The 19,914-nt window shown below is 68.7% G+C and carries 17 protein-coding genes; 10 read left to right on the top strand and 7 right to left on the bottom strand.

From position 1 onward, the window contains the following. The first annotated feature begins 16 nt into the window (after positions 1 to 16). From V2J18_RS12580 to V2J18_RS12570, 3 genes are all read left to right on the top strand, one after another. On the top strand, positions 17 to 295 hold the full coding sequence (locus V2J18_RS12580) for a hypothetical protein (RefSeq protein WP_336131940.1): 279 nt from the start codon (positions 17 to 19) through the stop codon (positions 293 to 295). A 39-nt stretch (positions 296 to 334) separates the two neighbouring features. Continuing rightward, entirely contained in the window at positions 335 to 2,014 is a 1,680-nt protein-coding gene (locus V2J18_RS12575) for a type IV secretory system conjugative DNA transfer family protein (RefSeq protein ID WP_064749432.1), read from the top strand. Between the two features lie 310 nt (positions 2,015 to 2,324). Next, entirely contained in the window at positions 2,325 to 3,122 is a 798-nt protein-coding gene (locus tag V2J18_RS12570; RefSeq protein ID WP_064749431.1) for an amidohydrolase, read from the top strand. Between the two features lie 359 nt (positions 3,123 to 3,481). On the opposite strand, the gene V2J18_RS12565 is transcribed toward V2J18_RS12570, so the two are convergent. The 3 genes from V2J18_RS12565 to V2J18_RS12555 all read right to left on the bottom strand — a co-directional run bounded on the left by V2J18_RS12565 (position 3,482) and on the right by V2J18_RS12555 (position 6,022). Then, on the bottom strand, positions 3,482 to 4,159 hold the full coding sequence (locus V2J18_RS12565; RefSeq protein ID WP_141233566.1) for a hypothetical protein: 678 nt from the start codon (positions 4,157 to 4,159) through the stop codon (positions 3,482 to 3,484). A 29-nt stretch (positions 4,160 to 4,188) separates the two neighbouring features. Then, positions 4,189 to 5,349: an NAD(P)/FAD-dependent oxidoreductase gene (locus tag V2J18_RS12560; RefSeq protein WP_336131939.1), complete on the bottom strand. Its 1,161-nt coding sequence runs from the start codon at positions 5,347 to 5,349 to the stop codon at positions 4,189 to 4,191. Between the two features lie 88 nt (positions 5,350 to 5,437). Then, positions 5,438 to 6,022 (bottom strand): TetR/AcrR family transcriptional regulator, encoded by a 585-nt coding sequence (locus tag V2J18_RS12555; protein ID WP_336131938.1) that lies wholly within the window; start codon positions 6,020 to 6,022, stop codon positions 5,438 to 5,440. Positions 6,023 to 6,133: 111 nt separating this feature from the next. Here V2J18_RS12555 and V2J18_RS12550 point away from each other — a divergent pair, with 111 nt between their 5' ends. Then, a complete protein-coding gene (locus V2J18_RS12550) occupies positions 6,134 to 6,601 on the top strand; it encodes a nuclear transport factor 2 family protein (RefSeq protein WP_064749427.1) in 468 nt (155 codons plus the stop codon). Positions 6,602 to 6,733: 132 nt separating this feature from the next. Here the strand turns inward: V2J18_RS12550 and V2J18_RS12545 are convergent, their stop codons facing one another. The 4 genes from V2J18_RS12545 to V2J18_RS12530 form a co-directional block, all read right to left on the bottom strand. Further along, positions 6,734 to 7,846 (bottom strand): RICIN domain-containing protein, encoded by a 1,113-nt coding sequence (locus V2J18_RS12545; RefSeq protein WP_336131937.1) that lies wholly within the window; start codon positions 7,844 to 7,846, stop codon positions 6,734 to 6,736. Positions 7,847 to 8,453: 607 nt separating this feature from the next. After that, positions 8,454 to 10,100, bottom strand: coding sequence for a pseudouridine synthase (locus tag V2J18_RS12540; protein WP_336131936.1), 1,647 nt, complete (start codon positions 10,098 to 10,100; stop codon positions 8,454 to 8,456). Further along, positions 10,097 to 11,008, bottom strand: coding sequence for an SMC-Scp complex subunit ScpB (gene scpB, locus V2J18_RS12535; RefSeq protein ID WP_336131935.1), 912 nt, complete (start codon positions 11,006 to 11,008; stop codon positions 10,097 to 10,099). Before scpB ends, V2J18_RS12540 begins: the two co-directional genes overlap by 4 nt. An 89-nt stretch (positions 11,009 to 11,097) precedes the next feature. Beyond that, complete coding sequence (locus V2J18_RS12530; RefSeq protein ID WP_064747843.1) at positions 11,098 to 12,006, bottom strand: segregation and condensation protein A; 909 nt, start codon at positions 12,004 to 12,006, stop codon at positions 11,098 to 11,100. A gap of 502 nt (positions 12,007 to 12,508) precedes the next feature. Between V2J18_RS12530 and V2J18_RS12525 the strand changes: the two genes are divergently transcribed. The 6 genes from V2J18_RS12525 to V2J18_RS12500 all read left to right on the top strand — a co-directional run bounded on the left by V2J18_RS12525 (position 12,509) and on the right by V2J18_RS12500 (position 19,830). Then, positions 12,509 to 13,075, top strand: coding sequence for a hypothetical protein (locus tag V2J18_RS12525; RefSeq protein WP_336131934.1), 567 nt, complete (start codon positions 12,509 to 12,511; stop codon positions 13,073 to 13,075). A 68-nt stretch (positions 13,076 to 13,143) separates the two neighbouring features. After that, positions 13,144 to 14,457: a peptidoglycan-binding domain-containing protein gene (locus tag V2J18_RS12520; RefSeq protein ID WP_064747845.1), complete on the top strand. Its 1,314-nt coding sequence runs from the start codon at positions 13,144 to 13,146 to the stop codon at positions 14,455 to 14,457. A gap of 400 nt (positions 14,458 to 14,857) precedes the next feature. Next, positions 14,858 to 15,157, top strand: a complete 300-nt coding sequence (locus V2J18_RS12515; RefSeq protein ID WP_064747846.1) for a YciI family protein — start codon at positions 14,858 to 14,860, stop codon at positions 15,155 to 15,157. Further along, positions 15,154 to 15,450: a BolA family protein gene (locus V2J18_RS12510; protein WP_261370100.1), complete on the top strand. Its 297-nt coding sequence runs from the start codon at positions 15,154 to 15,156 to the stop codon at positions 15,448 to 15,450. Before V2J18_RS12515 ends, V2J18_RS12510 begins: the two co-directional genes overlap by 4 nt. A gap of 203 nt (positions 15,451 to 15,653) precedes the next feature. After that, positions 15,654 to 16,694 (top strand): LacI family DNA-binding transcriptional regulator, encoded by a 1,041-nt coding sequence (locus V2J18_RS12505; protein ID WP_261370101.1) that lies wholly within the window; start codon positions 15,654 to 15,656, stop codon positions 16,692 to 16,694. A gap of 100 nt (positions 16,695 to 16,794) precedes the next feature. After that, complete coding sequence (locus tag V2J18_RS12500; RefSeq protein WP_336131933.1) at positions 16,795 to 19,830, top strand: TonB-dependent receptor; 3,036 nt, start codon at positions 16,795 to 16,797, stop codon at positions 19,828 to 19,830. Positions 19,831 to 19,914: the final 84 nt, after the last annotated feature.

Raw genomic sequence — 19,914 nt, 5'->3', positions numbered from 1 at the left:
CCGGCCAGGAGGCCGAATGAACGAGTACCGACACCATATCCAGACCCGCGGCCACTATCAGATCGTGGCCCTGACCCGCGACGCCGACTACGAAGAGGACGACATCTACGCCTATGCGGTGCTGTCCTCGTCCGGGCTCAAATTGCGTCAGGAACTGACCCTCAGCGACGCCCGGCTGTGGCTGGAGCAATGGGAGCGCGAACTGGCCTCCAGCGGAGCCTCCGCGCCGGATATCATGGCCGCATCGCGCCCGCCGGCCCCGTCCACCACGCGGCCCGGCCGGAGGCGACGCTGACCGACAGCGGGTTCGGGGATTCCAAGCAGGAAACATTACGTGAAAGGGAAGCTTATTTTCGCCCTGGCGATTCTGGTACTCGTACTGGCCGCGGGGACGTATCTGTCGGGATACGTGACGCTGATGTTGATGAAGATCGATACCGCGGCGCTCAAGTGGAGCACCTATCTCGATTACCTCAAGGTCCTCGACCTGCCGCAGTACAAGCCTTACGCGGGCAAGATCAAGGCCGGCGGCTTCATCGGCTACGGCGCGCCGTTGATCGGCTACCTGGTGCTGGTCGCGCTGATGCTGAAGCCGCAGAAGAAGTCGATGCACGGCGACGCGCGCTTCGCCAAGGCCGGCGACCTGTCGGCCAAGGGCATGTTCAAGTCCAGCCCGACCAGCATCGTGGTCGGCAAGTTCAACGGCCAACTGGTCCAGCTCAGCGGCCAGCAGTTCGTGATCCTGGCCGCGCCGACCCGCTCCGGCAAGGGCGTGGGCATCGTCATCCCGAACCTGCTGAACTATCAGGGCTCGATGGTGGTGCTGGACATCAAGCAGGAAAACTTCGACCTGACCAGCGGCTGGCGTTCGCAGCAGGGGCAGGAGATCTTCCTGTTCAACCCCTTCGCCGAAGACCGCCGCACCCACCGCTGGAACCCGCTGACCTACGTGTCCAACGATCCGGCGTTCCGCGTTTCCGACCTGATGAGCATCGCCGCGATGCTGTATCCGGACGGTTCGGACGATCAGAAGTTCTGGGTCAGCCAGGCGCGCAACGCCTTCATGGCCTTCACCCTGTACCTGTTCGAGGCTTACGACGACGCGCAGAAGGTCGGTTTCCCGTTCGCGACCGCGCCGACCTTGGGCGCGGTCTACCGCTTGTCCTCGGGCGACGGCAAGAGCGAGCTCAAGCCGTTCCTGAAGGGCCTCTCCGAGCGGCCGTTCCTGAGCAGCAACGCCAAGTCGGCGTTCGCCAACATGCTGTCGCAGGCCGACGAGACCTTCGCCTCGATCCTGGGCACGTTCAAGGAGCCGCTGAACCCCTGGATCAACCCGGTCCTGGACGCGGCCACCGCGACCGACGACTTCCTGCTGACCGACCTGCGCAAGAAGAAGATGACGATCTACGTCGGCATCCAGCCGAACAAGCTGGCCGAAAGCCGGCTGATCGTGAATCTGTTCTTCAGCCAGATCATCAACCTCAACACCCGCGAATTGCCGCAGAACAACCCCGAGCTCAAGCATCAGTGCCTGTTGCTGATGGACGAGTTCACCTCGATCGGCAAGGTCGACATCATCGCCTCGGCGGTGTCGTACATGGCCGGCTACAACATCCGCCTGCTGCCGATCATCCAGAGCATGTCGCAGCTGGACGCGACTTACGGCAAGGACGTCTCGCGCACCATCATCACCAACCACGCGCTGCAGATCATCTACGCGCCGCGCGAGCAGCAGGACGCCAACGACTACTCCGAAATGCTCGGCTACACCACCGTGCGCAAGGAGAACATCACCCGCGGCAAGGAAGTCTCGCGCAGCGAGTCGGAAGAGCGGCGCGCGCTGATGCTGCCGCAGGAGCTCAAGGCGATGGGCTTCGACACCGAGGTCTTCCTGTACGAAGGCATCCCGCATCCGGTGAAGTGCGACAAGATCAAGTACTACCAGGACAAGCTGTTCACCCAGCGCCTGCTGCCCAAGGTCACCGTGCCGGTGCTCGACATCAAGGTCGGGTGAGCCGGCCGGCACCGCCGGACGCGATCGGACGCCGCCGGGGAACCGGCGGCGTTTTCGTTCGCGCGCCGGCAGCCGTTTCTTGCACGAGCGGCGTGAGCCGCGATCGACCGACGCGACGAAGCACCACGTCCGCCTCCGCTGCCGCGGACCGTCCGGTTTTGCCAGCCTCCGGTTCGCCTGGCTTCGGCCGGCGGCGGGTGCGGGCACCGTTTCGGTTGGCCGCGGCCGGTGCCGCGACTGCCGGGCCGGCGCGCCATCCGGCGTCCGTCCGGGCCATAATGGGGCCATCCTCCACAGCGTTCGCTTCCGCATGAACGATCTGCGCGTTTCCCTGGTGCAAGGCGCCACCCGCTGGCACGATCCGGCCGGCAACCGCGAGTACTACGGTCACCTGATCGGCTCGCTGCGCGGCCTGACCGACCTGGTCGTATTGCCGGAGACCTTCACCAGCGGCTTCAGCAACGAGGCGATCGGCGATGCCGAGACCATGGACGGGCCGACCGTGGCCTGGATCCGCGAGCAGGCGGCCCGGCTCGATGCGGCGGTGACCGGCAGCGTGCAGCTGCGCACCGAGAGCGGCGTGTTCAACCGCCTGCTGTTCGCGACTCCGGACGGAGCGTTGTCGACTTACGACAAGCGCCATCTGTTCCGCTACGCCAAGGAGCACGAGCGCTATGCGGCCGGCCGCGAGCGCCTGACCGTGGAGTGGAAGGGGTGGCGGATCTGCCCGATGGTTTGTTACGACCTGCGCTTCCCGGTGTTTTCGCGCAACCGCTACGACGTCGAGCGCTCCGGCGCGCTGGACTACGACCTGCTGCTGTACGTCGCCAACTGGCCGTCGGCGCGGGCGTATCCGTGGAAGACCCTGCTGCGCGCGCGGGCGATCGAGAACCTGAGCTATGTGGTCGGCCTGAACCGGGTCGGCAACGACGGCAACGGCCTGCATTATTCCGGCGACAGCGCGGTGATCGATTTCCTCGGTCATCCGGTCAGCGAATGCACCGACGAGGAAGTCGTGGTCACCACGACCCTGCAGGCCGCCGAACTGGCCGCGCACCGCGAACGCTTCCCGGCGATGCTGGACGGGGATCGGTTCGAGCTGGCCTGAAACGCCCGCCTCCGGCGGTGGCGTTTGCGTGCGTCCCTCCGGTTGTCGCGGCTTGCGCCACTCCTACAGAGGCTGCGTCGCTATAGGGCAGGAGCGACGCGAGCCGCGACCCTAGGGGCTCAGATCGCGGGTTTCAGATCGCGGTGTCGCCGGGCGCGGGTTCGATGTCGCGGCTTGCGCCGCTCCTGCCCAGAGGGAGCGCGGTTTCGATGCGGGCGCTGCTGCCGCTCGCTCTGCGCGCTGCTGCGGCGGCTTGTGCGGTGCAGGGGATGCGACGTTGCGCCCGTAGGAGCGGCGTGAGCCGCGAACCACGGCGACCGCGTGACGCGCATGCTCGCCGTGCTGCTGAGGAAGAGCAATCAGCGCACCCGATCGTGCACCTGCAGGCCTTGGTCCGGTTCGGCGGCGTCATAGCGCACGCTGACTTCGCGGTCCGGTGCGCCGTCGCGGCCGTAGCGCAGCAGGGTGACCCGTACGGAGCCGTCGTCGCGATCGTCGCGCGCCAGCGGTTCCAGCGGTTCCAGGCAGGAGGCGATGCGGTAGGCGTCGTGTTTGCGCACCGCCCAGGCCGCGTCCAGGGCCAGCCAGATCAGGTCGGTCTCGACGCCGGCGCCGCAGTAGCCGGCGCCGCCGTCTTCGCGGCTGGCCGAGTCGAGTTCCAGCAACAGGTAGCGCGCGGCGGCGGGCCCGGAATCGGCGAGCATGCGCACGCCTTGGATCGGCCCCTGCAACGATGCGGTCTTGGCGATACGCAGCGCCTGGCGCCGGGCGCCTTCGCTCAACAGCACGTCGCGCCGGCGCGCGTCGGGCGTCGCTTGCAGCGCAGCGGGCGGGGTGGCGGCCGGCCCGGTCGCCGACGGCTCCGGTCCGGATTGCCTGGGCGAGGGCTGCTTCGCCGCGGACTGCTGCGATACGGACGGCTCCGATCCGATTCGCCCCGACTGCGCTTGCGCCGGAGCGGCCAGGCCCGATCCGGCGAGCATCGCGCCCGCCAACGCCCATGCCGGTACCGCTCCTCCCGCCAGCCATCGTTTCATCCACCGCCTCCTCTGATTTGCGCCGGTGCTCAGCCGCCGCGCGGCCAACTGCGGTCCAGCTCGCCGGCGCTGTCCGGCGCATCCGCGCCGCGTACGCCGCGCTTGTGGAAATACACCTGCTCGGCGGCCCAGCGCAACGGGGCGGAGTGCAGCAACAGGTCGAACGGCCAGTCGAACTGGAAGTGATCGAAAGCCCAGCGCAGCGCGCGCTTGCGCCGGAAGCGCGGCGCGGCGTCGCGGGCGATGGTCTCCGGCGCCGGCCCCTGGCCGAGCGCGTGCAGGGCGATGGCCTGGCCCAGGGTTTCGCCGTGCGCCCAGGCCGAGTGGATGCCGCCGGCGGTGACCGGCGAGACGATGCCGGCGGCGTCGCCGGTCAGCATCACGCCGTCGCGCGCCAGCGGAAACACCGGGCCGCCGCAGGGGATCAAGCCGGCGCGGGTAGCGGTCGGCGCGATCGCCGGGTCGAGCCCGACCACGCCGCGCACGCGTTCCAGGAAGCCGTCGATATCCGGCACGCGCGCGTGCTCGGCGTCGTGGCGCAGCGCCAGCCCGGCCTGTACGCCAGTCGGGTTCTGCGCGACCCAGCCGATATAGCCGGGCGCGTAGCGTTTGCTGACGAAGCAGTGCAGGGCGCCGGACTCGGGCAGGCTGGCGCCGGGGAACTCGTACTCGATTCCGTACAGGAACTCGTGGGTGCGGCCCAGGCCGGTGCGCTCGGCGACGCGCGACTTGGCGCCGTCGGCGCCGACCAGGAAACGCGCGCGGCCGACGCCTTCGACGCGCCAGCCTTCGCCGTCGCGCTCGGCCTGGGTGAACGAGGCGCCCAGGCGCAGATCCACGCCATGACGCACCAGGTCCTGGGCCAGCCAGCGCATCAGCCGTGGCGTGTCGGTGGTGAGGAAGTAGTAGCCCGGCGCGCTCAGCGCCATGCTGCGCAGCTTGGGCGAATACAACCGCACGCGCTCGACCCGGTGCAGGCAGCCCGCCGGGGCGCGGCTGAGCCAGGTCTGTTCCGCGGCTTCCTTGACCACGATGCCGGTGGTGCGCAGTTTCTCGCCCGGGTCGCGCTTGCGTTCGAGCACGACCACGCGTAGGCCTGCGCGCGCGGCGGCGAGGGCGCAGGCGGCGCCGGCGAAGCTGGCGCCGACGACGACCAGATCGCAGTCGTAAGAACGGGAATCGTGATTCATGACCGTCTCGCAGGGGGAGTGCGGGATCAGTCTGGACCGGGTCGGCGAAGACTCGATGGCGTCTGTGTGAAGTCGCGGACCCGGCCGCTCAGGGCTGTGACGGGCTAAGCGTTCGGACTGAGAACGCGAGCGCTTCCAGGGCCGGGCCGGGATCGGTCTCGCTGGCCGCGCGCACGATCGCGCCGTCGACCGCCTGGGCGAGCGCGCGCGCGCGCAGCTCGCGTTGCGGCGCGTCCGCCGGCAGCAGCGCGGCGATGCGCTCGGCCAGCTCCTGCTTGTGCCGGCGCGCGCAAACCACCGCTTCGGGCAGCGCCGGTCCGATTTCGGCCACCGCATTGATGAAAGCGCAGCCGCGATAGTGCGGATGAGCGAACCATTCGGCCAAGGCCGGCACCAGCGCTTTCGCGTCGGCGTGCTGCGCGCCGTGGCGCAGCAGGGCGGCATCGAACCAGGTCATCCAGCGTTCGTGGCGGTACTTCAGGAAAGCCAGGATCAGCTCGTTCTTGCTCGGGAAATGCCGGTACAGGGTGACTTTGGTGACGCCGGACTCGGCGATCACCCGGTCGATGCCGGTAGCGCGGATGCCCTCCAGATAGAACAGATCGTGCGCGGTGCGCAGGATGCGCTCGCGCGCGGGCAGGGCGGCGGTTTCGGGGGCGATATCGCGGGTCATGGCGGCATGGTAGACCGATGGGTCCACCCTGTGCCAGCCATGTAGACAAATCTGTCTACATGGCCTAGATTGAATGTAGACAATCCTGTCTACACAACGTCGGAGCCGCCTGTGAACACCCGTCCCCCCTTGCCGCCGTTCAGCCGCGACAGCGCGATCGAAAAAGTCCGCCTGGCCGAGGACGCCTGGAACTCGCGCGATCCCGAGCGGATCGCGCTGGCCTACAGCGTCGACACGCGCTGGCGCAACCGCGCCGAGTTCGTGCAGGGGCGCGAGGCCGCCGTGGCCTTCCTGCGCCGCAAGTGGGACCGTGAGCTCGACTATCGCCTGATCAAGGAGCTGTGGGCCTTCGAGGGCCATCGCATCGCCGTTCGCTTCGCGTACGAATGGCGCGACGACGCCGGGCAGTGGTACCGCAGCTACGGCAACGAGAATTGGGAGTTCGGCGACGACGGCCTGATGGCGGTACGGGTGGCCAGCATCAACGATCGTCCGATCGCGGCCGCGGATCGCTTGTTTCATTGGCCGCAAGGCCGTCGACCGGACGAACATCCCGGGCTCAGCGAATTGGGGCTGTAAGCGCGCGGGCCGGGTAGGGCGACCCGTCGGCGGTCGCCCAGGCGCGCGTCACATGGCGCCGCCGCCGCCGCGATGCATCGCGGCGGCGGGAATCGGCCCGCAGCGGCGTGATCGCGCTGCGGCGCCGTGGGCTCAGGGATTCAGCTTCCAGCGTTGGTAGCCGTTGCCCAGGCAGCTGTAGACGCGCAAGTACGCGCCCTGGGCCGCATTGTTGAGCGGGTCCAGGCAGGTGTCGCTGCCGACGTTGTACAGCCCGTCGCTGCCCGGCATCGGCATCCAGCGCTGGGCCGAACTGTTGTCGCAGGCCGCCAGGGCGACCTCGCCGTTGCCGGCGGCCTGCAGGCATTGCGTGCGGTTGCGCATCAACAAGCGGAAGCCGTCGTCGCGCTCGATCAGCTGATTGGCGTTGTTGCTGGCGCAGCTCCACAAGCCGGCGCGGCTGCCGCCGGCGAGCGTATCCAGGCAATAGCCGCTGTAGGTATTGAGCAGAACCTTGGGCGAGCCGAGCGTGCCGTACTTGTTGTCGGCGGCGATGCAATCTTGCTGGTCGGTGCAGGCCGAGCGTGCGATCGTCGCGCAGTTGCCGTAGTTCTTCGCCGTGCTGCTGAGCGGCGCGACGCTGCCGTTGGCCGAGGCCGGGCGGAAGAACACCGCACTGGTCGCCGGCACCTGCGCGCAACTGGCGTACTGGTCGCTGCCCTGGGCGTAATTCTCGAGGAACTCGACCGTGGTTTCATTGAGCCCGCCCCAGGCGGTCGGGACCTGGATGGTCGCGACCTTGCGGCTGGCGCCGCTGCGCATGTCGGTGACGTAGGCCGCCCAACGCGCCTGCGACTCATTGACCAGGCGCAGCTTGTATTTGCGTCCCTGGGCCCAGGCGTAGGGAATCCAGCATTGCACGCCGCTGCCTTCGTGGTCGAAGTAACCGCACTGGGCGTCGGGTTCGGCGGTCCAGCCGGTGGCCTTCCAGATCGAGAAGTTCAACGCCTTCTCGCTGCCGGCGCGTTGCTGCAGGCCGATGTAGCCGCCGTCGCCGTTCTTGAAATAGAACTGATGCGCCCAGTAGGTGTAGCCGCTGTTGCCCGGCTCCTGGGTGACGGCGAGATAGATGTCGCGATCGCTGTAGCCCGACGCAGTGCTCGGCCACTTGCGGTCGATCGCGACCATGCCGCCGGCGACGACTGCGCCGGCGGTCGAATGCAGGCCCAGGCAGAACAACAGCAACAGCCATTTCGCGATGCGCATGAACATTCCTCCGATCGATGCGGGACGGGGTGCGAGAACGCGGTCCGCGGCGGCGGCATCGTTGTTGCCGGCCGCGGCGACGCGCGCCGATTACGCGCAGGGCGATCCGCCGGGCGTCAATGCATGCGCCGTCATGAAAATCGCGCGGCCAGCAACGGTGCGGCTTGCGTGGCGGCGAAGGGCGCGCATGAAAGTTTTACGGCGGCGATTTGCCGCAATGCCGCATGGACAACTGCGCAGTGGCACACTCCGGCAGGCGCGACGCAGGCCGCGATCAACCGAAGCGGCGAAATACCGCGCACGCCTCCGAAGCCGCGGATCGTCCCGCGCTACCGGAGCCGCCTGCGGCTTGTCAGGCTCCGGTCGCCGGCGTCGGCAAAGGCGATGAGTGCCGGTTCGCCTTCGCAGCTACGGATCGTCGCGGCTATCGATGCCGCCTGCGATCCGTCAGGCGCCGGTCGGCGACGTTGGCGAATCGGGCTTCGGTCGCGGCTTACGCCCGCTCCTGCAAGCACGGGCTCACGCCGCGCTCGGTCGAGAAAAGCGCAGGCACGGAAACGACACGGGGCGCCGTAGCGCCCCGTGAAGTGATGTCGGCCGGTACGACTCAACCGCGCGGGCCGCGTCCGCCGCCGGGACGGCCGCCGCCGCGCGGGCCGCCCGGACGCGGGCCGCTCGGGCGCGCGGCATGGCCGCCCGGACGCGCGCCGCCGGGACGCCCGCCCGGCTTGCCGCCCGGACGCGCGTTGCTGCGCGGGCGCTCGCCGTAAGGATTGAAGCCGCCCGGATTGGCGTGATCGGAGGGGAAGGACGCCGGCGCGTTGCCGGGATGGCCATAGGGGCGCGCGCTGCGCTGGCCCTGGCCGGCGCCGCCGCCGCTACGGCGTTCGCCGGTTGCGCCGGCACCGCCACGACGTTCGCCGCCACCACCACCGCCACCGCCACGGCGTTCGCCGTAGGGACCGCCGCTGCGTTCGCCGCCGAAGCCGCCCGCGCCGCCGCCGGCCGCACGGCCGCGACCGCCGCCGCCGCCGGCCTTGCCGCCATAGGGCTTCTTGCCGCGGCCGTCCGGATTGCGGTGACCGCTGGGGCCGGTTTCCACGCCTTCCGGCACGTACCAGGTGCGGAATGCGGCGGGGTTGCCGTCCGGCAGCGGCTTGGGACCCTTTTCCTTGCGCTGCTTGAACGGCTTGTGCGACTGCTTGGCCGCGGCTTCGCCGCTGACCGTCAGGCCGCCGTGCTTGCGCGGGCCGCCGCGGCCGTTGCGGTCTTCGCGCACGTGATCGAAGCGGCGCAGTTCGCGGCCTTCGTCGGCGGTGTTGTGGCCGCCGACATAGCCGTGCGAGCGCTCGCCGCCGGACAGGTGCACGGTCGACTTGGTGGCCTTGCGCTGGCCGATCACCGGCTGCAGGGTCAGCGCCGACGGAGTGCCGTCTTCCAGTCCGAGTTGGTTGCGCAGGGCCTCGACCTTGTCGGCCGCCAACTCCTGCGAATGGCCGCGCAGCAGTTCGCGCGGCAGCGCGACCTTGCCATAGCGGATGCGCTTGAGGCGGCTGACCTGGCAGCCTTGCGACTCCCACAAGCGGCGTACTTCGCGGTTGCGGCCTTCCTTGACCACGACCCGGAACCAGTCGTGCGAATCGCTGCCGCCGATACGTTCGATCTCGTCGAACTTGGCCGGGCCGTCGTCGAGGGCGACGCCGCGGGCGAGGCGGTCGACCAGGTTGTCCGGCACGGTTTCCTGGCCTTCCGGCGCGCGCACCCGGCAGACGTACTCGCGCTCGACCTCGAAGGAGGGATGCATCAGCGCATTGGCGAGTTCGCCGTCGGTGGTCAGCAGCAGCAGGCCGGTGGTGTTGATGTCGAGGCGGCCGATCGCGATCCAGCGCGCGCCCTTGAGCGCGGGCAGCGAATCGAAGATGGTCGGGCGGCCTTCGGGGTCTTCGCGGGTGGTGACTTCGCCTTCGGGCTTGTTGTACATCAGCACGCGCGAGGGTTCGGTCAGGGCGCTGGCGACGAAGCCGCGGCCGTCGAGCTCGATCTTGTCGCCGCTCTTGATGCTGACGCCGACTTGGGCGACTTCGCCGTTGACCTTGACCAGGCCGTCGGCGATGCGTTGTTCGAGCGCGCGGCGCGAGCCCAGGCCCGCTTGCGCCAGCACCTTGTGCAGGCGTTCTTCCAGTCGCGGCGCCTCGCTGGCGACGCTGTCGTTGCCGCGCTTGAGGGACAGCTTGCGGCGGGTTTCTTCAGTCATTTCTCTTGCTCCGGCCGGTCGTCTTCGGACTCGGCCTCAAGTTCCGGAACGGTCGTCGTCTCGACGGCGTGTTGGTCTTGCTCGTGATCGTTCGCGTCCGCCGCGCGCTCGCCCGGCGCGGCTTCGGGGTCGTCCGACAGGACGGTGTGTTCGGGGTCTTGCACGGCGTCGGCGGAGTCGCCGGCGTCGTCGGTTCGGTGAATCTGTTCGGCGGCGTCGCCGGCTTCGTGCCCGGCCGCAGCGGGTTCGTCCGCGGCGCTGTCGGCATTGGCCGCGTCCTGCGCGTCGCCGTCGGCATCGTTGCCGGCTTCGCCCTCGGCCGTGGCGATGCCGCCGGCGGCGATCGGCGCGCCGTCGAGCGGCAGCTGCGGCTCGAGTTCGCCGATGTCCTTGATTTCGGACAGCGGCGGCAGGTCGTCCAGGCGCTTGAGGCCGAAGTAATCGAGGAAGGCCTTGGTGGTGCCGAACAGGGCCGGCTTACCGGGCACGTCGCGGTGGCCGACGACGCGGATCCATTCGCGCTCTTCCAAGGCCTTGATGATGTTGCTGCTGACCGCGACGCCGCGGACCTGCTCGATCTCGCCGCGGGTGATCGGCTGGCGGTAGGCGATCAGGGCCAGGGTTTCCAGGGTGGCGCGGGTGTAGCGGGTCTGGCGCTCGGTCCACAGTCGCGCGACCCAGGCGTGCACGTCGGCCTGGACCTGGAAGCGGAAGCCCGAGGCCACCTCGACCAGTTCCACGCCGCGCCCGGCGCAGCCTTCGCGCAGGGTCTGCAGCGCGGTCTCGACGCTGTCCGGCGGCGGCGGCTGGTCTTCCGGAAACAGCGCATGCAGTTGCGCCAGCGTCAACGGCTGGTTGGCCGCGAGCAGGGCGGCTTCGACGATGCGGGTGACGAGAAGTTGGTCCATTCGGGCCGGGATTCGGGAGTCGGAAGTCGGGATTGGAAAAACGGTGGAACCTTAATGGCGAAGGCGCGCGGCGGTCCGGCCGACGGCGGTCACGAAGCGCTCTCGTCGTTGGCCGCGTCGTCGAACTCGCTGCTGAGCTCGATTTCCTCGGGATCGGTCATCAGCGCCAGCGACTTGACGTAGATCGGCGCCAGCGGTCCGTCCTGGACGATTTCGATCAACTGTTCCTTGGCCAGGGTCAGCAGGCCGAGGAAGGTCACCACCACCCCGAGCCGGCCCTCTTCGGCCGTGAACAGGCTCTCGAAACGGTGGAACACGCCGTCGGCCATGCGCGTGAGCAGCTCGCCCATGCGCTGACGCACGCTGAGGGCATCGCGCTTGATCGCATGCTGGGTGTACAGCTCGGCGCGCTTGAACACGTCGTGCAGGGCCAGCAGCATCTCGCGCAGTTCCACCGGCGGCGGCAGCTTGATCGCGGCCCGGTCCGGCACGAAGGCCTGCACCGGCGCGGTGTCGCGGTCCTGGCGGGGCAGGGTGTCGATGTCCTCGGCCGCCTTCTTGAACCGCTCGTACTCCTGCAGCCGGCGCACCAGCTCGGCGCGGGGGTCTTCCTCGATGCCTTCCTCGTTAGGCGCGCGCGGCAGCAGCATGCGCGATTTGATCTCGGCCAGCATCGCGGCCATGACCAGGTAGTCGGCGGCCAGCTCGAAACGCATCTCGTGCATGGCCTGGATGTAGTCGACGTATTGGCGGGTGATGTCCGCCACCGGAATGTCGAGGATGTCCAGGTTCTGCCGGCGGATCAGGTACAGCAGCAGGTCGAGCGGGCCTTCGAAGGCCTCCAGAATGACTTCGAGCGCGTCCGGCGGGATGTACAGATCCTGCGGGATCTGCAGAACCGGCTGGCCGTGGACCACCGCCAGCGGCATCTCCTGCTGCTGCGGCGGCATCGGCGCTGGCGTGGGTTCGGGCGCGGCGGGCGCGGATTCGTTGGTCATTCGAGGCCGGCCCCTCCGGGCCGTGGGCACTGCAGTTGCGACGAGGCTTGCGGCGCAGGGCCGCATCGGGAGGCCGCCCCGGGTCGTGCGAAGACCGGATCGGGTTCCCTACGGGTGCTACGGACCACTGTAAAAGTCGTGTGCTTTGGCCCGAACGGTCCCGGCCTGCCGGCGCGCGGGGCGACGGTCTCAGGCAGAGGAGGTTGCGGGCGCCGGCCTGTGGGCTGCAACTTGGCATGGCGTACCGGCGCACCGATGGTGTGCGTGGGAGTACGGATGCTGAACGTGGCGACGGGGTGGGGCCGGTCGCGACGGGCCGCTGCAGCTGGCCTTGGGGCAATTGACAGTTAGGGTAAGGGCTGGGGCCGGTACTGTCCAGCGTCCGGCCTGAACGCCGCTGCGTTCGTGCGGGCGCGCCGGGCCAGGCGGGGCGGGGTTTCCCGGGCGAGCCTTACTGCGTTTAGACTGTGCCGCGGGGAATAACCTACGGACCGGTACTGAGATGAAGGAAGTCACCACGCTCGCCCTGGCGCTGGCCGCGGCGCTGAGCCTGGCCGCCTGCGGCCAGGGCTCGACCCCGCAAACCGCGCCGCCGCCCGCCGCCGACACCGCCGCTGCCGCGCCGGTGTCCCCGGAGGTCGCCACGACTCCCGCGCGCATGGTCCTGCCGGCCGAAGCCTGCCAGCGCAGCGAAGACGGTTTCGGCGCCTTCTTCGAGCGCTTCGTCCAGGACCCGGCGGTGCGCGAGGCCTATACCGCCGCGCAACTGCAGATCGGCGACCTGCGCGACCCGGCCAAGCCCATGCAGACCATGCCGCGCGACCAGGCCGGCCCGTTCCGGATCGCCCTGGTCGACAGCCAATGGGTCTACGACGAGCCGGGCAAGGACGCCGATCAGCTCGAACGCATCGACAGCCGGCGCACGCTCGACGGCGACAGCATGCGGGTCGACTACGTGCGCGCCGAGTTCACCCCGGACGACGACGTCGCCAACACCAAGGGCGCGCCCGAAGCCTATGTATTCAAGTACGAACAAGGCTGCTGGCAGCTGAGCCAACAGCTGCGTTGACGCCTGCCGCCGCTGTCGCCGGCAACGGCAGCGGAAGCCCGGAACCACCATCGACAAGGAGAAGTTAGATGCCCAGATATTCGATCGTCGAATCGGTCGGCCGTAATGTGGAACACGTCCACGATTACCAAGACCTCGAACGCCACCACCCCAGCCGCGGCAACGAGCGCGGCCGCGTCTACGGCACGGTCAACGGCGAGCGCGAAGAGTTGCTCGGCAACTACCGCGGCACCCCGACCGTCTCCCGCGACGGCGATTACTACGTCTCCAAGGACTTCGTGCTGCAGGCCGGCGGCTCCAGCTCGGTGGCCGTGCCCGCGGTGGCCAGCGGCTACATCGGCCGGGTCGACCCCAGCGACGGCATCGTCCAGATCTACGACCGTCCGGCCAGCGACCCGAACCGCGAGATGATCGCCCAGTACCGTCACCTGGACCTGCGCAACACCCATCTGCAGGCCGGCGACCGGATCGAGTACGGCCAGTCGGTCGGCATCCAGGGCGGTTTCAACAACGGCAACCCGAGCGCGTTCGGCAAGCACGTCCACATCGACATCAACACCAGCTACCTGCCGCAGATGGAGCGCTATGTGCGCGACATCGACAGCGGCGCGATCACCACCGACCGGCGTCCGGCGGCGCAGGACAACCTGACCGGCCGGGCCCAGGTCAGCGACGTGTCCGGCAACGGCCGCAGCGTGCACAACCCCGGCGGCAACGGTTCGCAGCCGCGCCCGAACGCGATGGCCGACGGCGTACTGCGCAAGGACGAGCGCGGCCCGGAGGTGCAGAACCTGCAGGACCGCCTGAACCAGCTCGGCTTCCGCGATGCGGCCGGCCACGCCCTGACCGCCGACGGCAAGTTCGGCCAGCGCACCAAGGAGGCCGTGCAGGCCTTCCAGCGCGCGCACGGCCTGGAAGACGACGGCATCGTCGGCCGCGACACCTTCAACGCGTTGCGCAACGCCCAGCGCGCCGACGCGCCGGCGCGTTCGGCCGACGCCGCGCGCTCGCCGCTGCTGTCCGACGCCAACCACCCCGACAACGCCATGTACCGGCAGGCGGTCACCGGGCTGGAGAAGCTCGGCGGTTTCCGCAATCACCAGGATCTGGAACGCGCCGCGGCGACGCTGACTTACGACGCGCGGGTCAGCGGCATGAACCGGATCGACCATGTCGTGCCCAACGCCAGCGGCACCGGCCTGTTCGCAGTCCAGGGCGAGCCGACCGACCCCAGCCATCGGCGCGCCTTCGCCGACCGCCAACAGGCGGTGCAGCAGACGGTCGAGCAATCGACCCAGAAGCTGCAGCAGGACGTGCCGGCGATGGCGCCGCAGGTCGCCCAGCCGAGCCAGGCGCAGGCGCAGCGGCCGATGACCGCTTGAGGCCCTGAGTTCGTCGCACTCGCGATGAAGCGCGGCCCGCATCGGCGACGATGCGGGCCGTGTCGTTTGGAACAGGGCGGCCCTCACCCCAACCCCTGTCTCACAAGCGGGAGAGGGGCTCAGGCGGCGCGGCGGTCTGTTCCCAGCATGTGGGAGGAGGCTCAGGCGGCGTGGCGGTGGGTTCCCCGCATGCGGGGACGGGCGGCGGACGGCGTAACGGGCTCTTCCCGCGAGCGGGACAGAACTGCGTTCTGCTGCGCCGCCCTTCTACTTGCGGGGGGAGGTGCCCCGAAGGGACGGATGAGGGGGCGCGGCGATGCGCCGCATCCGGCATCGTCGGTCGCGCTTGCGACGCCGTTAGAATGCGGGCCTCACGCCGCTTACGAGGTCGCTGGTCGCCATGTGGTATCTGATCGAGGGTTACGACGTCGCCGATGCGCTGCCCAAGCGCGGCCAGGCGCGCCCGGCGCATCTGGCGCGGCTGGAAGCGCTGCGCGACCAGGGCCGCCTGCTGCTGGCCGGGCCGTGTCCGGCGATCGACGCCGAAGACCCGGGTCCCGCCGGTTTCAGCGGCAGCCTGATCGTGGCCGAGTTCGAATCGCTGCAGGCGGCGCGCGCCTGGGCCGACGCCGACCCGTACGTGGAGGCCGGCGTGTACGCGCGGGTCGAGGTGCGGCCGTTCCGCAAGGTGCTGCCGTGAGCGCCGGGCCGCTGCCGCGCGAGCAGCGCGTCGCTGCGATCCGCGCCGCGATCGAGGCCGCGCTGGCGCCGCAGGCGCTGGAGATCGAAGACGAAAGCCATCGCCACGCCGGTCACGCCGGGGCTCAGGACGGGCGCGGGCATTTCCGCGTCGCGGTGGTCAGCGAGGCTTTCGCCGGACTCAGCCCGATCGCGCGTCATCGCGCGGTCTATGCCGCGGTCGGCGAACTGATGAACACCGATATCCACGCGCTGGCGATCAGCGCGCGCACGCCGGAAGAGGCCGCGCGCTGAGCGCAGCGGTGGCGCGGGGTGCGAAGCTGCGCCCGATTCCGCTAGAAGGGCCGGATGAGCCTGCTTCTGGCGGTCGACGAGTTTGCCGCGGCGCAGCATAATGCCCGTGATCGAGCGCGGCTAACGCGCTCTTTACACTCGCGGCTGAAAACGTTTACAGTCGGCCCACTTTCCCACCGCGAGAGGGGCGGTCCAGGAACGTGGTGAGCGTGACGATCAAAGACGTCGCCCGCGCGGCGCAGGTGTCGGTAGCGACCGTGTCGCGTACCTTGAACGGCCACGGCAACGTCGCCGAAGAGGTGCGCCGGCGGGTGCTCGCCGTGGCCCGCGATCTGCGCTACACGCCCCACGCCGCGGCGCGCAGCCTCAGCAGCCGGCGCACCCAGACCCTGGGCGTGGTCCTGCCGGACCTGCACGGCGAATTCTTCTCCGAACTGGTGCGCGGCGTCGATCAGATCGCGCGCGAACATCGCCTGCACCTGCTGGTGTCGAGCTACCACGGCTGTCCGGAAGAGCAGGTCGCCGCTTTGCGCGCGATGCGCGGCCGGGTCGACGGCTTGCTGGTGATGTCGCCGTACGCGCAGGCGCAAAGCACGGTCGCCGAGGAGCTCGACAGCGCCTTGCCGGTGGTGCTGATCAACTCGCAATGCGCCGTGCCGGGGCCGATGTCGTTGAGCATCGACAATTACGGCGGCGCACAGGCGATGGTCGACTATCTGATCGACTGCGGCCATCGCCGCATCGCCTTCATCGCCGGCCCCGAAGCCAACTACGACGCCCATGAGCGCCTGCGCGGCTATCGCGAAGCGCTGGCGCGACGCTTGCCCAAGGCTGCCGAATGGGTGCTGCCGGGCGAGTTCGACGAAGCTTCCGGGCATCGCGCCGGCTTGGCCTTGCTGGCCGCGCCGCAGCGCCCGGACGCGGTGTTCGCCGCCAACGACATGATGGCCCTGGGGTGTCTGTTCGCCTTCGCCCAGGCCGGGCTGAAAGTGCCCGACGACGTCGCGGTGGCCGGCTTCGACGACATTCCCTTGGCCCGCTATGTGCACCCGACGCTCACGACCATGCGGGTCAATATCGCCGAATTGGGCGCGCGCGCGGCGCGCCTTTTGTTGAGCAAGCTCACCGCCGAACAGGCCTCGCAGGAAGCGGCGCCGGACACCGACGAACCGCGGCAAAGCGAACTGCTGCAGCCGGAACTCATCGTTCGCGAATCGGGCATGCGTCGAGGGGGCGACGGCTGATCCGCGCGGAAAAAAATTTGGCTGCGGCTGTAAGCGATTACATAAAGGCCGCTCCACCGCAACGACTTGCAGTACGTGCTCCTTGGAGGGAGGAAAGCATATGAACCGAAGCACCCCGCGTTACCCGATGCAACGCCCCGGCCGCAGCCTGTTGGCCTGCGCCCTGGCCGGCTGCCTGGCGATGGCCGCGCCGGCCGCGCTGGCGCAAAGCACCGCCGCGACCATCCGCGGCGTGGTCAGCGGCGACGCCGGCCCCGCCGCCAACGCCAGCGTGACCGCGACCAACCTCGCCAGCGGCCTCAGCCGCAAGGTGCAGACCGGCGCCGACGGCAACTACACCCTGGCCGGCCTGCCGCCGGGCGCGTATCGCATCGACGTCGACGCGGGCGGCAAGACCAATTCGCGCAACGTGACCGTCGCGGTCGGCCAGTCGGCCACGCTCAACGTGTCCACCGGCGGTCTCGCCGAGACCGCGCCGGCGGGTGAAGCGACCGAGCTGGACAAGGTCACCGTGACCAGCGAAGCGCTGGCCGAGGTGCGCACCTCGGAGAACGCGACCTACATCAGCACCAAGCAGATCGAATCGCTGCCGCAGGGCACGCGCAACTTCCTTGCCTTCGCCGACACCGTGCCGGGCGTGCAGTTCATCCAGTCCGGCAACGGCTCGACCTCGATCCGCAGCGGCGCGCAGAGTTCCAACGGCGTCAACGTCTACATCGACGGCGTCGGCCAGAAGAACTACGTCCTGCCCGGCGGCGTCAGCGGCCAGGACGACACCCGCGGCAACCCGTTCCCGCAGTCGGCGATCGGCGAGTACAAGGTCATCACCTCCAATTACAAGGCGGAGTTCGATCAGCTCAGCAGCGCTGCGATCACCGCGGTGACGCGCTCGGGCGGCAACGAATTCCACGGCGACTTCTTCTGGGACTACACCTCCGAGAAGTGGCGCTCGCCGACCCCGGCCGAGGAGAAGGCCGGGCGCAAGACCGATTCCAAGGAAGAGCAGTACGGTGTCTCCTTCGGCGGCCCGATCCTGCGCGACCGCGCGCACTTCTTCGTCGCCTACGAGGCCAAGGAGTACAACACGCCGTTCACGATCAAGCCGGGCGAGGGCGTCAGCGCGGCGCAGCTGCCGGCCCAGTTCCAATCGCTGATCGGCGGCGTGAACGCGCCGTTCAAGGAAGACCTGTACTTCGCCAAGATCGACTGGCTGCTCGGCGAGAACCACTATTTCGAGCTGACCGGCAAGTACCGCGACGAGACCGAGATCACCGGCGTCGACGGCATCAGCACCGTGCCGTTCGGTACCGCCAAGGACAACACCGACAAGCGCGTCGACCTGCGCTACCAGTTCACGGGCCAAGGCTGGCTCAACGACGCCCACCTGACCTATGAGGACGCCAGCTACAACCCGCGCGCCAACGCCTTCGGCAACGGCTATGTGCTGACGCGCGCCGACATCGATTCCAACGGCGGCAAGCGCGTGCTCAACGCCGGCCCCGGCGAGAATTTCCAGAACAAGGCGCAGAAGGGCTGGTCGTTGCAGGACGATCTGACGCTCACCGATTTGCAGTGGCACGGCTACCACACGGTGAAGATGGGGGTGAAGTACAAGGTCATCGACATCAGCGCGGCCGAGCAGATCCCCTACAACCCGCAGTTCTTCTACGACATCGACCGCGATCTGGGCGCGCCCTACCTGGTCCGCTTCGGCGCCGGCCTGCCGGGCATCGCCGACGGCAGCGTCGAATCGCGCAACAAGCAGTTCGGCATCTACATCCAGGACGATTGGGAGGTCAACGACAAGCTGACCCTGAACCTGGGCATCCGTTGGGATTACGAGACCAGCGACGTCTACACCGACTATCGCACCCCGGCCGACGTGATCGCCGCACTCGACAGCCAGGACCCGCGCGCACCCGCCGGGCAGAGCTATCGTCAGACCCTGGCCCGGGGCGGCATCGATCTCAACGACTACATCAGCAACGGCCGCCAGCGCAGCAATTTCAAGGATGCGTTCCAGCCGCGCCTGGGCTTTTCCTATGATCTCAACGCCGACCAGCGCCACGTGATCTACGGCGGCGCCGGCCGAGCCTACGATCGCAATATCTTCAACAACCTGCAGCTGGAAACCACCAAGGGCACGTTCCCGACCTATTCGTTCCGTTTCAACCAGCCCGGCCACACCTGTACGCCGGGCGTCGGCGACTGTCTGGCCTTCGATCCGCGTTACTTCGATCGTGCGGCGCTGGAAGCCTTGGTCGCGGCCGATCCGAACAATGGCCGCGAAGTGTTCCTGCTCAACAACGATCTGAAGACGCCGTATTCGGATCAGTTCAGCATCGGCATGCGCAACGCGATCACCCTCGGCGAGACCGAATGGCAGACCGACATCGGCCTGTCGCGCATCGTCAGCAAGGACGGCTTCGCCTTCCTGCTCGGCAACCGCCGCCCCGACGGTTCGTTCTATCCGGCGGGCGCCCGTTGGGGCGCGCCGTTCGGCAACGGCATCCCGGGTTTCGGTCGCGCCCTGATTCTGGGCGTCAACGGCATAGAGACCCGGGCCAATTCGCTGCTGGTCAAGGTCGACAAGCCGTATACGCGCGAATCGGGCTGGGGCGTGACCCTGGCCTATACCCTGACCGATGCCGAGGAGAATCGCGAGAACGGCGAGTCGTTCTCGCTCGATCATCCCAGCCTGTCCGGCTTCGGCTGGCACGACGCCAAGGGCGTGCCTCGCCACCGTTTGGTCGCGACCGGCATCTACGATGGTCCGTGGGGGCTGACGTTCTCGGGCAAGCTGACCCTGGCCAGCCCGACCGGCTACTACTTCGTCAATTGCTCGCAGGCGCCGGCCGGCAACGACGGCCAGTGCTTCACCGATCAGTTCAAGCCCGACGACACGGTCGGCTTCAAACAGCTCGATCTGGCGGTGAGCAAGGAATTCGATACCGGCGCCGGGATCAAGTTCCGCATCCGCGGCGACCTGCTCAACGTCACCAACGAACGCAACTACAACCAGTACGAAACCTACGCCGGTCGCCTGGGCGCGCCGAACGCCAAGTTCGGCGAGCATCAGGACGGCATTATCCTGCCGACGCGCATGTTCAAGCTGTCGATGGGCTTCAGCTGGTAAAACCGCGCGCGCCGGCCGCCGATGCGGCCGGCGTCGCCCGGTCGCGCCGCGCCATCGCGGCGCGGCCGACTTGGATTCAATCAA

The sequence above is a fragment of the Lysobacter firmicutimachus genome (assembly GCF_037027445.1).
Classification (GTDB): domain Bacteria; phylum Pseudomonadota; class Gammaproteobacteria; order Xanthomonadales; family Xanthomonadaceae; genus Lysobacter; species Lysobacter firmicutimachus.
The sequence above is the reverse complement of the archived record's forward strand: the minus strand, read 5'-3'. Positions and strand labels throughout refer to the sequence as shown.